Source organism: Streptomyces sp. NPDC041940, assembly GCF_055589465.1.
On the sequence record NZ_JBVJBP010000001.1, the window covers coordinates 520096 to 533298 of the forward strand.

The 13203-nt window shown below is 70.1% G+C and carries 12 protein-coding genes and 1 pseudogene; 7 read left to right on the forward strand and 6 right to left on the reverse strand.

What is annotated here, in order from left to right:
• Positions 1 to 17: 17 nt before the first annotated feature.
• From ACZ6I3_RS02230 to panB, 3 genes are all read right to left on the reverse strand, one after another.
• Positions 18 to 839, reverse strand: coding sequence for an ABC transporter permease (locus ACZ6I3_RS02230; protein ID WP_469410953.1), 822 nt, complete (start codon positions 837 to 839; stop codon positions 18 to 20).
• Complete coding sequence (locus ACZ6I3_RS02235; protein ID WP_469410954.1) at positions 836 to 1855, reverse strand: ATP-binding cassette domain-containing protein; 1020 nt, start codon at positions 1853 to 1855, stop codon at positions 836 to 838. Before ACZ6I3_RS02235 ends, ACZ6I3_RS02230 begins: the two co-directional genes overlap by 4 nt.
• A 132-nt stretch (positions 1856 to 1987) precedes the next feature.
• Entirely contained in the window at positions 1988 to 2839 is an 852-nt protein-coding gene (gene panB / locus ACZ6I3_RS02240) for a 3-methyl-2-oxobutanoate hydroxymethyltransferase (protein WP_469410955.1), read from the reverse strand.
• A gap of 200 nt (positions 2840 to 3039) precedes the next feature.
• Between panB and ACZ6I3_RS02245 the strand changes: the two genes are divergently transcribed.
• From ACZ6I3_RS02245 to ACZ6I3_RS02260, 4 genes are all read left to right on the forward strand, one after another.
• On the forward strand, positions 3040 to 4641 hold the full coding sequence (locus ACZ6I3_RS02245; RefSeq protein WP_469410956.1) for an MFS transporter: 1602 nt from the start codon (positions 3040 to 3042) through the stop codon (positions 4639 to 4641).
• A 59-nt stretch (positions 4642 to 4700) separates the two neighbouring features.
• On the forward strand, positions 4701 to 5363 hold the full coding sequence (locus ACZ6I3_RS02250) for a TetR/AcrR family transcriptional regulator (protein WP_469410957.1): 663 nt from the start codon (positions 4701 to 4703) through the stop codon (positions 5361 to 5363).
• Positions 5364 to 5661: 298 nt separating this feature from the next.
• Positions 5662 to 6591: an endonuclease/exonuclease/phosphatase family protein gene (locus ACZ6I3_RS02255; RefSeq protein ID WP_469411670.1), complete on the forward strand. Its 930-nt coding sequence runs from the start codon at positions 5662 to 5664 to the stop codon at positions 6589 to 6591.
• A 96-nt stretch (positions 6592 to 6687) separates the two neighbouring features.
• On the forward strand, positions 6688 to 7905 hold the full coding sequence (locus ACZ6I3_RS02260; protein WP_469410958.1) for an MFS transporter: 1218 nt from the start codon (positions 6688 to 6690) through the stop codon (positions 7903 to 7905).
• 86 nt (positions 7906 to 7991) lie between these two features.
• Here the strand turns inward: ACZ6I3_RS02260 and ACZ6I3_RS02265 are convergent, their stop codons facing one another.
• Positions 7992 to 8408, reverse strand: a complete 417-nt coding sequence (locus ACZ6I3_RS02265) for a helix-turn-helix domain-containing protein (RefSeq protein ID WP_469410959.1) — start codon at positions 8406 to 8408, stop codon at positions 7992 to 7994.
• A gap of 102 nt (positions 8409 to 8510) precedes the next feature.
• Positions 8511 to 9740: an RNA-guided endonuclease InsQ/TnpB family protein gene (locus ACZ6I3_RS02270; protein WP_469410960.1), complete on the reverse strand. Its 1230-nt coding sequence runs from the start codon at positions 9738 to 9740 to the stop codon at positions 8511 to 8513.
• A gap of 63 nt (positions 9741 to 9803) precedes the next feature.
• Between ACZ6I3_RS02270 and ACZ6I3_RS02275 the strand changes: the two are divergent.
• The 3 genes and pseudogenes from ACZ6I3_RS02275 to ACZ6I3_RS02285 all read left to right on the forward strand — a co-directional run.
• A pseudogene (locus ACZ6I3_RS02275) lies at positions 9804 to 10268 on the forward strand (alpha/beta fold hydrolase); the annotation flags it as partial.
• A gap of 3 nt (positions 10269 to 10271) precedes the next feature.
• A complete protein-coding gene (locus ACZ6I3_RS02280; protein WP_469411695.1) occupies positions 10272 to 10793 on the forward strand; it encodes an alpha/beta fold hydrolase in 522 nt (173 codons plus the stop codon).
• Between the two features lie 104 nt (positions 10794 to 10897).
• Entirely contained in the window at positions 10898 to 11416 is a 519-nt protein-coding gene (locus tag ACZ6I3_RS02285) for a hypothetical protein (RefSeq protein ID WP_469410961.1), read from the forward strand.
• 12 nt (positions 11417 to 11428) lie between these two features.
• Here ACZ6I3_RS02285 and ACZ6I3_RS02290 read toward each other — a convergent pair whose 3' ends face one another.
• On the reverse strand, positions 11429 to 13183 hold the full coding sequence (locus ACZ6I3_RS02290) for an NAD+ synthase (RefSeq protein ID WP_469410962.1): 1755 nt from the start codon (positions 13181 to 13183) through the stop codon (positions 11429 to 11431).
• Positions 13184 to 13203 lie beyond the last annotated feature (20 nt).

Below are 13203 nucleotides of genomic sequence, written 5' to 3' on the forward strand. Positions count from 1 at the left end.
GAGCCGGGACCGTCCGCTCAGCTCTTCGTGCGGAACTTGTGGATAGCGATCGGAGCCATCACCGCAGTGATCGCCACCGACCAGCCGAGCGTCACCCACAGATCGTGCGCGACCGGCCCGCCGACCATCAGACCGCGCGCGGCGTCCGCCAGCGTGGACAGCGGGTTGTAGTCGGTGAAGGCCTGCAGCCAGCCCGGCATCGAGGTCGTCGGCGCGAAGATCGACGAGCCGAACTGGAGCGGGAACAGCACCAGGAAGCCCATCGCCTGCACGGACTGCGCGTTCTTCATGATCACGCCCAGGGTGAGGAACACCCACATGATCGACGAGGCGAACGCGGTGGACAGGGCCACCGTCGCGAGCAGACCGGGCCAGTTGGTGATCTCGAACCCGACCGCCACGGCGACGATCATCAGCACGGCGGTCGCGAACAGCATCCGCAGCAGTTCCACCGAGATCTTCGCGAAGAGCACCGAGCCGCGGCCGATCGGCAGCGACCGGAAGCGGTCCATGACACCGGAGTTGAAGTCCTGGCTGAAGCCGGTGCCGACGCCCTGGGACAGCGTCATGCTCATCATCGCGATCATGCCGGGGATCACGTACTGCACGTACTGGTCCTGCCCGCCGCCCAGCGCCTGCCCGATCGAGCCGCCGAACACGAACACGAACAGCAGGGTGAAGATGACCGGCATCAGCAGCGCGTCGGCCATCGACTCCGGGTCCTTGCGGATCCACAGCAGATTGCGGCGTATCAGGGCCCCGGTGTGGCGCAGGTGGGCGCGCGGCGAGATCCGGGCGTCCGCCTCGCCTTCGTGGAGGGCTGCGGTGGCGGCGCTCATACGGCGACCTCCTGACGGTCGTCGGCGGGCGTGGTGTCCTGCGGCGCACTGGCGCGGTGACCGGTGAGGGACAGGAACACCTCGTCCAGGCTGGGCAGTTCGGTGGTGATGGAGGAGAGCGTGATGCCGCGCGAGGTGACCGCGCCGACCACGGCGGTGAGCTGCTCGTCGCTGAGGATCGGCACGAGGACGTCGCCCCGGTCGGTGTCCACGGTCGTGGTCGCGAGCCCGGTGATCCCCAGTTCGTCCAGCGCGGCGGCGAGGGGCCGCAGGTGCACCGGATCGGCCGGGCGTATCCGCAGCGCACGGCCGCCGACCTTCGCCTTCAGCTCCTCGATGGCACCGCCCGCGATGACCTGTCCGCGGTCGACGACCGTCAGCTCGGTGGCGAGCTGCTCGGCCTCCTCCATGTACTGGGTGGTGAGCAGCACGGTGACGCCGTCGCCGACCATGCGCTTGACCTCGTCCCACACCTCGTTGCGGGTGCGCGGGTCGAGCCCGGTGGTCGGTTCGTCCAGGAAGAGCACGGCCGGCCGGCCGATCATCGACGCGGCCAGGTCCAGCCGCCGCCGCATGCCTCCGGAGTACGTGGCCGCGGGCCGCTTGGCGGCCTCGGTGAGCGAGAAGCGCTCCAGCAGCTCGTCGGCCCGGGCCCGGGAGCTCTTGCGGGGCAGGTCGAGCAGCCGCCCGATCATGTACAGGTTCTCCCAGCCCGAGAGCTTCTCGTCCACGGAGGCGTACTGCCCGGTGAGCCCGATGACCCGGCGCAGCTGCCGGGGCTGCCGTACGACGTCGTAGCCGACGACGGTGGCCCGGCCGGTGTCGGGAGCGAGCAGCGTGGACAGGATCCGCACCAGGGTCGTCTTGCCGGCCCCGTTCGGGCCGAGCACCCCCATGACGGTGCCCTCCCGCACGTCCAGGTCGACCCCGTCCAGTGCCTTGGTCTCGCCGTAGTGCTTCACCAGCCCCCGCACGGTGACCGCGGCGCCGCCGGCGTGTGTGTCGATTCGCGTCATGAGACAGACGGTCTCAGTGCCCACCGACAAACCACCGACAAGCAACCGACAGACCGGTGGCGGGGCCTCGACACGGGAACGGCCCGCCGACTGGGGGAAGGTCGACGGGCCGCCCGTGGTACCGCTGTGGCTCTAGTGGACGGAGTGCTCCTCCTGCGGGAACGTTCCGCCGACGACGTCCTCGGCGAACGCCTTCGCCGCGCCGCTCATGACCTCACGCAGGTCGGCGTACTGCTTCACGAACTTGGGGACGCGCCCGCCGGTCAGACCCAGCATGTCGGTCCACACCAGCACCTGCGCGTCGGTCTCGGGGCCGGCCCCGATGCCCACCGTCGGAATCTGCAGCACCCGCGTCACCTCGGCCGCCAGCTCCGCCGGAACCAGCTCCAGCACCACGGCGAACGCGCCCGCGTCCTGCACGGCCTTCGCGTCCCGCAGCAACTGCTGGGCCGCCTCCTCGCCCCGCCCCTGCACGCGGTAGCCCATCGCGTTGACGGACTGCGGGGTCAGGCCGATGTGTGCCATGACCGGGATGCCGGAGTCGACGAGCAGCCGGATCTGCTCGTGCGACCGCTCGCCCCCTTCCAGCTTCACGGCCTGCACGCCCGCCTCCTTCACCAGCCGGGTCGCCGAGCGCAGCGCCTGCACCGGACCCTCCTGGTAGGAGCCGAAGGGCAGGTCGCCGACGATCAGGGCGCGCGAGGTGCCCCGTACGACCGCCGCCGACAGCATGGTCATCTCTTCGAGGGTGACGGGCACGGTCGACTCGTACCCCAGGTGGCAGTTGCCCGCCGAGTCGCCGACGAGCATGACCGGGATGCCGGCCTCGTCGAACACGGACGCGGTCATCGCGTCGTAGGCGGTGAGCATGGGCCACTTCTCGCCCCGCTCCTTGGCGGCGGCGATGTCCCGCACGGTGATACGGCGGGTGCCCTTGCCCCCGTACAGCGTCTTGGCGCTCTGGGCAGCCGAAAGCTGCGTCATTGCACGGCTCCTCACACGTCATCTCGAGGCGCCCTGACGGCGTCCCCGGACCACGTCCATGGTGGCACCTCGTGCCAGTCAGGGCTAGGGGAGCCCCTGTGAGTTCCGTCGGCGCCCCGAGGCGCGGCGCGAGTAAGAGCTCGGTAAGGGTATTCCAATACGAGACGGTCTCGTATCGAAATGGTTCTACGCTCGACGGTATGACTACTCCTGCCGACCGCGCCGCCCCCACCGGCCCCCGGATACCGGAAGCGGTGCACCGACGCCGCTGGGCGATCCTCGGTGCGCTGATGCTGAGCCTGCTGATCGTCGTCCTCGACAACTCGATCCTGAACGTCGCCATCAAGACGATCTCCACCCCGGCCCCGACCGGCCTGGGGGCCACGCAGAGCGAGCTGGAGTGGGCGATCAACGCCTACACCCTCGTCTTCGCCGGCCTGCTGTTCACCGCCGGGCTGCTCGGCGACCGGCTGGGCCGCAAGAAGGTGCTGCTCGGCGGCCTCGCCGTGTTCGGCATCGGCTCCGCGCTCGCCGCGTTCTCCGGCTCGCCGGGGGAGCTGATCGCCTTCCGGGCCGTGATGGGCCTGGGGGCCGCGTTCGTCATGCCCGCCACCCTCGCCGTGCTCATGAACGTCTTCGAGCGCGAGGAGCAACCGAAGGCCATCGGCATCTGGGCGGGCGGCGTCGGCCTCGCCATCGCCATCGGCCCCATCACCGGCGGCGTGCTCCTCGACCACTTCTGGTGGGGCTCGGTCTTCCTCATCAACGTGCCGATCGTGCTGCTCGCCCTCGCACTGATGCTGTGGCTGGTGCCCGACTCCCGCGACCCGAAGCCGGGCCGTGTCGACCCCGTCGGCGTCGTGCTCTCCGTCGTCGGCCTGGTCCTGCTCGTCTACGGCATCATCAAGGGCGGCCAGCTCGCCGACTTCACCGACGCCACCGTGCTGTCGACGATCGGCGCCGGTCTCGCCGTCCTCGTCGCCTTCGTGGTGTTCGAGAAGCGCAGCGACCATCCGTCCATCGACGTCACGTACTTCAAGGACAAGGTCTTCTCGTCCGCCATCGCCGCCATCGCGCTGGTGTTCTTCGCACTGATGGGCGTCACCTTCTTCTCCGTCTTCTACACGCAGAGCGTGCGCGGCTACTCGCCGCTGCAGACCGGCCTGCTGATGCTGCCGCTGGCCGCCGCCCAGTTGATCTTCGCGCCGCGTGCGCGGCTGCTGGTCGACCGCTTCGGCAACAAGGCCACCACGACCGCCGGAATGCTGCTCATCGCCGCGATGCTGGCCGCCTTCGCCACCCTGGACGCGGACACGCCCATCTGGATCCTGGAGGTCGTCTTCTTCCTCATGGGCACCGGCATGGCGCACATCATGACCCCGGTCAGCGTCGTCATCATGCAGGCCCTGCCCCGCGAGAAGGCCGGCTCCGCCTCCGCGCTCAGCAACACCTTCCGGCAGGTCGGCGGCGCCCTCGGCATCGCCGTCCTCGGCTCGGTGCTGTCCACGGCGTACCGCAACGGCATCGAGGACAAGCTCGGCGCGCTGCCGCCCGCCGTACGCCACACCGCGGGCGAGTCCATCGAGGCCACGCTCGGCGTCGCGGCGAAGCTCGGCCCCGAGGGCAAGTCCCTCGTCACCCCCGCCTACGACGCGTTCCTGCACGCGATGCACATCACCGCCCTGTGGGGCGCGGGCGTCGCCCTCATCGGCACCGTTGTCGTGGCGCTGTTCCTGCCCGGGAAGCCCCCGGCCCCCGAGCAGGGGGAGGAGGAGAAGGAGTTGTCGGACGCGCGGTCGTGACCCTGCGCGACAATGCAACCCACGACAGCAACCCACCAGCCGGCAAAGGACGGAGCGACGTGAGCCTCGCCGAACGGCACCCCCCGAACGACGGCCCCCCGAGGGGCCGCCCCAGAAGCGAGGCCGTCGAACGCGCCATCATCGAGGGCGTGATGAGGCTCCTGGAGGAGGGCGTGCCCCTCGGGGAGCTGTCCATCGAGCGCGTCGCCCGCACCGCCGGCGTCGGCAAGGCCACCATCTACCGCCGCTGGAGCGGCAAGGAGGAACTCTTCGTCGACGTCGTACGCGCCGCCGAACTCCCGGACCCGCCGCTCCCCGGCACCTCCATGCGCGACGACCTCGTGGTCCTGCTGGAACAGGTGCGGCTGCGCGGACTGGCCAACCGCTCCTCGGCGATCCTGCACAGCGTGCACGCCCAGATGAAGAGCAGCCCGAAGATCTGGGCGGCGTACCACGCCACCGTCATCGAACCGCGCCGCCGGCGTGGCATGGAGGTCATGCGCCGCGGCCAGGAGAACGGCGAACTGCGCACGGACGTCGACCTCGACCTGCTCAACGACCTGTTCGTCGGCCCGCTGCTGCTGCGCGCCGTCCTGCACCCGGACGCCGACCTGCCGGAGAGCCTCGCCGAACAGGTCGTCGACACCCTGCTCGAAGGGCTGCGCCCCGGCGGGCGCCCTGATGGCTCACCGTCCGTCAGTTCCGTCTCGCGGTCGTCCTAGTGTGCGCGTTTCGTCACAGAGGGCGCTTTCACAGGCGGTGACCGGAACTCGCCGCGCGGACTCGTTCGTCCTCGCCCCCGTACGGCCGTCGACGGACGGCGGGAACGGAACGGATCATCCCCTAGGGTCGTAAGGACACGGGGGCGATGGTGTGCACGGCAGGCAGTGAGGCGACGGTATGGCGCAGCAGGCGTACATGACGGAGACGGACAACGGCGGCTCGGGGCCCGAGCGCCGGGGAAACCGGCTTCGGCGCCTGTTCGACCGTTTGGCGGGCGGCCGACGGGGCGACCCGAGGATGTGGCGGCGCGGTCTGTTCGTGGCCCTGTGCGCGGTGCTGCTGGCCGTGGTCATGCTGGTGCACTCGCACATCCCCAACACCATCGGCAACCTGGGCAGCCTCATCGAGACGTTCCTGCCCTGGCTGGGGCTGTTCGTCCCGGTGCTGCTCGTGCTCGCCGTGGTCCGCAGGTCGGCGACCGCGCTGGTCGCGCTGCTGCTGCCGTCGCTGGTCTGGCTGAACCTCTTCGGCGGCCAGCTCAGCGACAAGACCGCCACCGGCGGCGACCTCACCGTGGCCACGCACAACGTCAACGCCGACAACCCGGACCCGTCCGGCACCGCCCGTGACGTGGCCGCCTCCGGCGCGGACGTCGTGGCCCTGGAGGAACTGACGGCGTCCGCCGTCCCGACGTACGAGAAGGCGCTGGCGTCGACCTACCGCTACCACTCGGTGCAGGGCACGGTCGGAGTGTGGAGCAAGTACCCGCTGACCGGCGTGCGGGACGTCGACATCGACCTGGGCTGGACCCGGGCGATGCGCGCCACCGTGACCGCCCCGTCCGGGCAGGTCGCGGTCTACGTCGCCCACCTGCCGTCGGTACGCGTCAAGATGGAGGCCGGCTTCACGGCCCGGCAGCGTGACCGGAGCGCGGAGTTCCTGGGTGAGGCCATCTCCCGCGAGCCGCTGAGGAACGTCGTCCTGCTCGGCGACCTGAACGGCACCATGAACGACCGCGCGCTCAACGCCGTCACCTCGCAGATGCGCTCCACGCAGGGCGCGGCCGGCAACGGCTTCGGGTTCAGCTGGCCGGCGTCGTTCCCGATGGCGCGCATCGACCAGATCATGGTCAGGGGCCTGAAGCCGGAGAGCTCCTGGACCCTCCCGGAGACGGGCAGTGACCATCTGCCGATCGCCGCCCGTGTGAAGGTCGCCACAGACGGCTGAGTGCGGCCGTACGAGGAATAGCAGCCCTGAGAGACTTTGTTCCGTACTTGAACATACAAAGTACGGATCCCCCAGCAAGACTCGAAAGGCTTCCTCATGCCCCTGGCCCTGCTCGCCCTCGCCGTGGGCGCCTTCGGCATCGGTACCACCGAGTTCGTGATGATGGGGCTGCTGCCCGATGTCGCGGACGACCTGCACATCTCGATACCCAGCGCCGGCCATCTGGTGTCGGCGTACGCGCTGGGCGTCGTCATCGGCGCCCCCCTGCTGGCCGCGGTCACGGCCCGGATGTCCCGCCGCACGGTCCTCATCAGCCTGATGGGACTGTTCGTCGTGGGCAACGCCCTGTCGGCCCTCGCGCCCGACAACGGCTGGCTGCTCGCGGCCCGCTTCCTGAGCGGCCTGCCGCACGGCGCCTTCTTCGGTGTGGGCGCCGTCGTCGCGACGAACATGGTCGCCCCCGAGCGCAAGGCGCGCTCGGTCTCCCTGATGTTCCTCGGCCTGACGGTCGCGAACGTCGCGGGCGTGCCCGTGGCGACCCTCATGGGCCAGAACCTCGGCTGGAGGGCGACCTTCCTCGGCGTCAGCGCCATCGGCCTGGCGGCGATCGCCGCGCTCGCGTTCCTGATCCCGCACGACCACGAGCACACCACCGCCCAGGGCCTGCGCGGCGAACTCGCCGCCCTGCGCTCCCTCCCGGTCTGGCTGTCGCTCGGCACGACGGTCGCCGGCTTCGGCGCCCTCTTCTCGGCGTACAGCTACATCACGCCGATGCTCACGGACGCCGCCGGCTACGCCGGTGCCAGCGTGACCCTGTTGCTGGCGCTGTTCGGCGTCGGCGCGACCGCGGGCAACCTGCTCGGCGGCCGGCTGGCCGACCACTCCCTGCGGGGCACGCTGTTCGGCGGCCTGGGGTCCCTCGTGGTGGTGCTGGCGTTCTTCCCGCTGCTGATGCGCACGGAGCCGACCGCGGCCGTGGCCGTGATCCTGCTCGGCATGGCGGCCTTCGCCACCGGCTCCCCGCTCCAGCTGATGGTCATGGAGAAGGCCTCCTCGGCCCCGTCCCTGGCCTCCTCCGCCAACCAGGCCGCCTTCAACCTGGCCAACGCCGGCGGCGCCTGGATCGGCGGCCTCGCCCTGGCTGCGGGCTTCGGCGTCACCTCCCCGGCCCTGGCCGGCGCGGCCCTGGCCGTCCTCGGCCTGGCCGTGGCGGCGCTGGCGTACACGGTGGACCGGCGCCGGGCGCCGGCCGCCGGACGCGAGCGGATCGTGGCGAGCCATGTTCCGCAGGAGGCGGAGGCGGTGCGCCACTGACGGTCGCCGGTACGCCGGTGCTGTGACTCGGGCGGCAGTCCGTGGGGTCGGTCCCACGGGCTGCCGCTCTGTGTGTCCGTGGGCTGTCAGGGCGTTGGCGTCGGCGTCGGCGCCACATGCTCGTTCTCGTGCAGGGGGATGCTTTGGGCGTAGCTCGTGCACGCGTCGCACCTGGTGAGCAGATCGTGCTCGCAGTTGATCACATGGCCGAGGAATCGTTCGGCATCCTCGAGCTGCGCTCGCTGCGTCCGGATCCGGTGGAGTTGCCGCTCGATCGCGCCCTGCCGCTCCGATTCATCTCGGTGCAGAACCTGGCGGATCTCCGGCAGGCTCATGCCGACGCCCTGGCAGGCCCGCAGGACCCGCAAGCGGTGGAGGTGCTCCTCGCTGTAGACGCGCTGACCTGACGCTGTGCGGTCGGGCACGACGACGCCCATGTCGTCCCAGTGCCTGAGCACATGCACCGCCACTCCGAGACGCTGTCCGACCTCTCCGATCTTCATGAGGTCATTGTCCCCGCTTGACCTCAGGTCGACCTGAGGTTCTAGCTTCGCCGTATGAACACGATTGAATCCTCCCCCTCGTGAACGAGGGGGATTCCTGGCTCAGGCTGCCTGGCGGAACAGCGTTCCGCCAGGTCTTGCGCCATCAGCACCAGCCGGGGTGAGACCAGCCCGGGCCAGCATCACGCGGGCGGAGTTCTTGTCTCTGGGCGAGACGGTTCCGCACGCGGTGCAGGCGTAGGTTCGTTCTGAGAGCGGTAGTGCGTGCTTGGTTCTCGCTCCGCACTGCGCGCAGTCCATCGTGGTGTGCGCGGGATGGACCAGGTGCACGATCCTGCCGTGCTTGTGGGCCATTTCCAACAGGGCCTTCTTGGTGGCGCCGATGGCGGCATCGGCGGCCTTCCTCGCCATGGTCGACCTCGCGAGGAACTTCGGGCGGAAGTCCTCCACGGCAATGGCGTCGTGGTCGGCCACCACGCGCTTGGCCCACTTGCGGCCGGTGTCCTGGCGCTGCCGGGACACCTTCTTGTACACCTTGGCCCGCAGCTTCCTCGCTTCGCGGTAGCCCTTGGACGCTGCCTGTCCCTTGACGGGTTTACGGCGGGCCATCATGCGGTCGTAGCGCGACAGCTTCGTCCGGGCCTTCTCCCCGTGCCGGGAGTGGGGTAGGTCGTGGGCGTCGCTGGTGGTGGTCGCGGTCTCCCGGACGCCCCAGTCGATCCCGATCACCTGGCCGGTCCGGGGCAGCGGCTGGACCTCGGCGGGCACGACGAACGAGGCGTACCAGTGCCCGAGGCTGTCGCGGTACACGCGCACCGAGGACGCTTCGCCGGGAAGATCCCGCGACCACACGACCGTCAGGACGATGCTCCCGGCGAGGTGCAGACGGCCGCCCTTCAGCCGGAAGCCACGCTTGGTGTAGTTCAGACTCGGGTCGGCCTCACGTTTCTTCTTGTACTTCGGCATCCCGGCCCGGCGATGCTGCGGCAGACGTTCGCGGATGTCCTTGTGCGCCTTCGCGCGGGACTTGCCGAAGTCGCGGATGATCTGCTGCTGGGGAACCGATGAGCCCTCACGCAGCCACGGCGTCCGCGCGCGGGCTTCGGTCAGCATCGTGTCGAGCCGGGCCGGACCACACGTCGCCTTGTCCGCTTCCTCGGGGCGGTTCTTGTTCCAGAGGTCGGTCTGCTTGGACTTGGCGACGGACTCGTTCCAGATCCACCGGCACCGGTCCCACTCCGCCAGCAGTGCACGCTCAGCGGTCGACGACACACGCAGCCGGAACGTCCACCGGGCATGCCCGGCGTCCCCGGCTTCCTTCACCACCGACACGACATCCCCCTCCCACGCCCCGACCGATCGCCCCGACTTCCCCGAAGAGACCGTACGTGCGACATGCGCACACTCGTGCCCTCACTACGACAAAGGCACCCCAACCAGCGAACACGGGCACACCCGTTCGCATCTTCGCGTCGCCGTCACACGAGGCGATTCCTCCCCGGCGTGAACGCCGGGGCATCCTCGCAAGAATCAGGTGAATGGCGGCTTCCGGATCCTGTCCACGTCACCGTCGACGGGGCGAGTGTCGCGACCTACGTACTGGCTCCCGAGGGGCGAGCTCCGCTGGGGGATGTGGTGTTCTGCCACGGCACGCCGTGGTCGTCCCAGGTGTGGGCGGCGGCCGCACGGCACCTGAGCGGCAGTCATCGGGTGTTCCTGTGGGACATGCCTGGCTACGGCCGATCGACGCAGGATCCGGCGGTACCGGTCGACCTCGCCTCCCAGATGTCGCGGTTCGCTCAGCTGCTCACGCACTGGGGCTTGGACAGGCCCCACGTCGTCGCACACGACATCGGAGGAGCCGTGGCACTCGGGACGCATCTGCTCCACGGCGTCGAGTACGCGAGTCTGTCTCTCTGGGAGGCGCTGACACTCGATCCCTGGGGATCGCCCTTCTTCCGTCTGGTCGCCGACCACGCCGACGTGTTCGCGGAACTCCCAGCCGCGCTCCACACGGCCCTGGTCAGGGAGTACATCGCCGGGGCGGCACATCACCAGTTGTCAGCCGGCTGGGTGGACGCGTTGACTCAGCCGTGGTCGGGGGCGTCGGGCCGGCCGGCGTTCTACCGGCAGATCGCCGCGCTCCGGCCTGAACACACTCGCCCGGTCGCGGAACGCCTGCCGCAGGTGAGCTGCCCGGTGACGATCGGCTGGGGCGAACAGGACCCCTGGCTTCCCGTCGACCAGGCCACTCGCTTGCGCGACCTGCTCCCCGGAAGTCCCCCCGTCCTTCTGCTGGGCGAGGTCGGGCACCTGGCCCCTGTCGAAGCGCCGTCGCGTGTGTCTCGCGCTCTCGGCGACTGGCTCGGCGAGCCGCACGCGTGAGGCTCATCCGGGCCGGAGCGATGCGAGGATGACGGCTCCCGGGGAGAAGCGGGCCGTGCCGCCTGGTGGATCCCCTCCGGCCTGCCCTGATCCCGGAGCCCGCATTGCCTTTACGGAGAGACACCACCCGCCCCGTCCCCCTGCTCCTGTCGATCGTGCTCGCCGCCGGCGCGCTCACCGGCTGTGCGCTGCAGGAACTCGCCAGGGACTGCGGGGGGACCGACGACCGGGTCAAGGAGATGGCCGCGCTCGGCATCCTCGACTCCCGGCCCGCCGGTGCCGCCGTCGCCCGGGGCTTCGAGGAGGTCGACGCCGGCTGCTGGGCGGACAGCGGCGATGTCTCGGTGTACGCCCACCGGACATACGTCTTCCCCGGCACGCGGGCCGAAGTCGCCGCGCACTACCGGACGGCAGCGGAACGAGACGGATGGACTCCGGCCCCCGAAGCCTCGTCCGACGACCTGTGCTTCGCGAAGGAGCGGATGTCCCTGCGGATCGACTTCCTCACCGCTGAGGGCCTCGCGGAGGACGGCCACGGAAGCCGCCCCGACCTGACCACCGGGGCCGGCTACTCGATCAGCGCCGACTCCTTCGTGAACAGCGGCACCGAGGCGGACTGCTAGAGGCCGCGCCTCTCAGACCGACTCCCGCCACCCGTTCGTGATCGGCAGCCGTCGGTCCTTCCCGAAGCCCTTCGCCGAGATCTTCGTGCCCGGCGGGTACTGGCGCCGCTTGTACTCCGCCGTGTCGACCATGCGGAGGGTCTTCGTGACCAGCTCTCGGTCGTAGCCGGCCGCCACGATCTCGTCCGCGCCCTTGTCGTGGTCGACGTACAGGTCGAGGATCGCGTCCAGCACCGGGTAGTCGGGGAGCGAGTCCGTGTCGACCTGGCCCGGGCGGAGTTCCGCGCTCGGGGGCTTGGTGATGGAGTTCTCGGGGATCGGCGGGGTCTGGCCGCGTTCCCGGGCGGCCCTGTTGCGCCACTCGGCCAGGCGGAAGACCGACGTCTTGTACACGTCCTTGATGGGGCCGTACGCCCCGACGGAGTCGCCGTAGAGCGTCGAGTAGCCGACCGCCAGTTCCGACTTGTTGCCGGGTGCCAGGACGATGTGGCCCTCCTGGTTGGAGATGGCCATGAGGAGTGTGCCGCGCAGCCGCGACTGGAGGTTCTCCTCCGCCAGGCCCGTCAGGCCCAGTGCACCCATGTACGCGTCGAACATCGGCTCGATGGGCACGGTCCGGAAGTTCAGGCCCGTGCGGTGGGCCATCTCCGCCGCGTCGTCCTTGGAGTGGCCCGAGGAGTACTTCGACGGCATCGACACGCCGTACACGTTCCGCGCGCCCACCGCGTCGCACGCGATCGCCGCGACCAGCGCCGAGTCGATGCCGCCGGACATGCCGATCAGGACCGACTCGAAGCCGTTCTTCGCGACGTACGCCCGCAGGCCCACGACCAGCGCCGAGTAGACCTCCTCGTCGTCGTCCAGACGGTCCGCGTAGCCACCGGGGAGCTCCCGTTCGTAGGGGGCGAGCGGCTTCTCCGAGAGGACCACGCGGTCGATGCGCAGACCGTCGTCCACCCCGCCCGTCGGCGCGTCCTCCGACGCCTCCGGCAGGTCCAGGTCAAGGACCACACAGCCCTCGTCGAACTGCGGCGCCCGCGCCACGACCTCGCCGTCCTTGTCCACGACGATCGAGTCGCCGTCGAACACCAGCTCGTCCTGGCCGCCGATCATGGCCAGGTACGCGGTCGTGCAGCCGGCCTCCTGGGCGCGCTTGCGGACCAGGTCGAGGCGCGTGTCGTCCTTGTTGCGCTCGTAGGGCGACGCGTTGATCGACACCAGCAGGCCCGCCCGCGCCGAGCGCGCCGCCGGGACGCGGCCGCCGTCCTGCCAGAGGTCCTCACAGATGGCCAGGGCGACATCCACGCCATGGACGCGCAGCACCGGCATGCTGTCGCCGGGCACGAAGTAGCGGAACTCGTCGAAGACGCCGTAGTTCGGCAGGTGGTGCTTGGCGTAGTTCAGGACCACCTCGCCGCCGTACAGCACCGCCCCCGCGTTCTGCGGCGCGCCGGCCGGCTGGCCGTACTTCGGCTGGGCGGTCGCGCTGCGGTCGAGGTAGCCGACGATCACCGGCAGCTCGCCGAAGCCCTCGTCGGCCAGGCGGGTGGCCAGAGCGCGCAGCGCCGCCCGGGAGGCCTCCACGAAGGACGACCTGAGGGCCAGGTCCTCGACGGGATACCCGGTCAGCACCATCTCCGGGAACGCCACGAGATGCGCTCCCTGCTCGGCGGAGTGCCGGGTCCAGCGGACGATCGACTCGGCGTTCCCGGCGAGGTCGCCGACGCTCGAATCGATCTGGTTCAGGGCGAGACGTAGTTGAGGCACGCCGCCCAGTGTAATCGTCA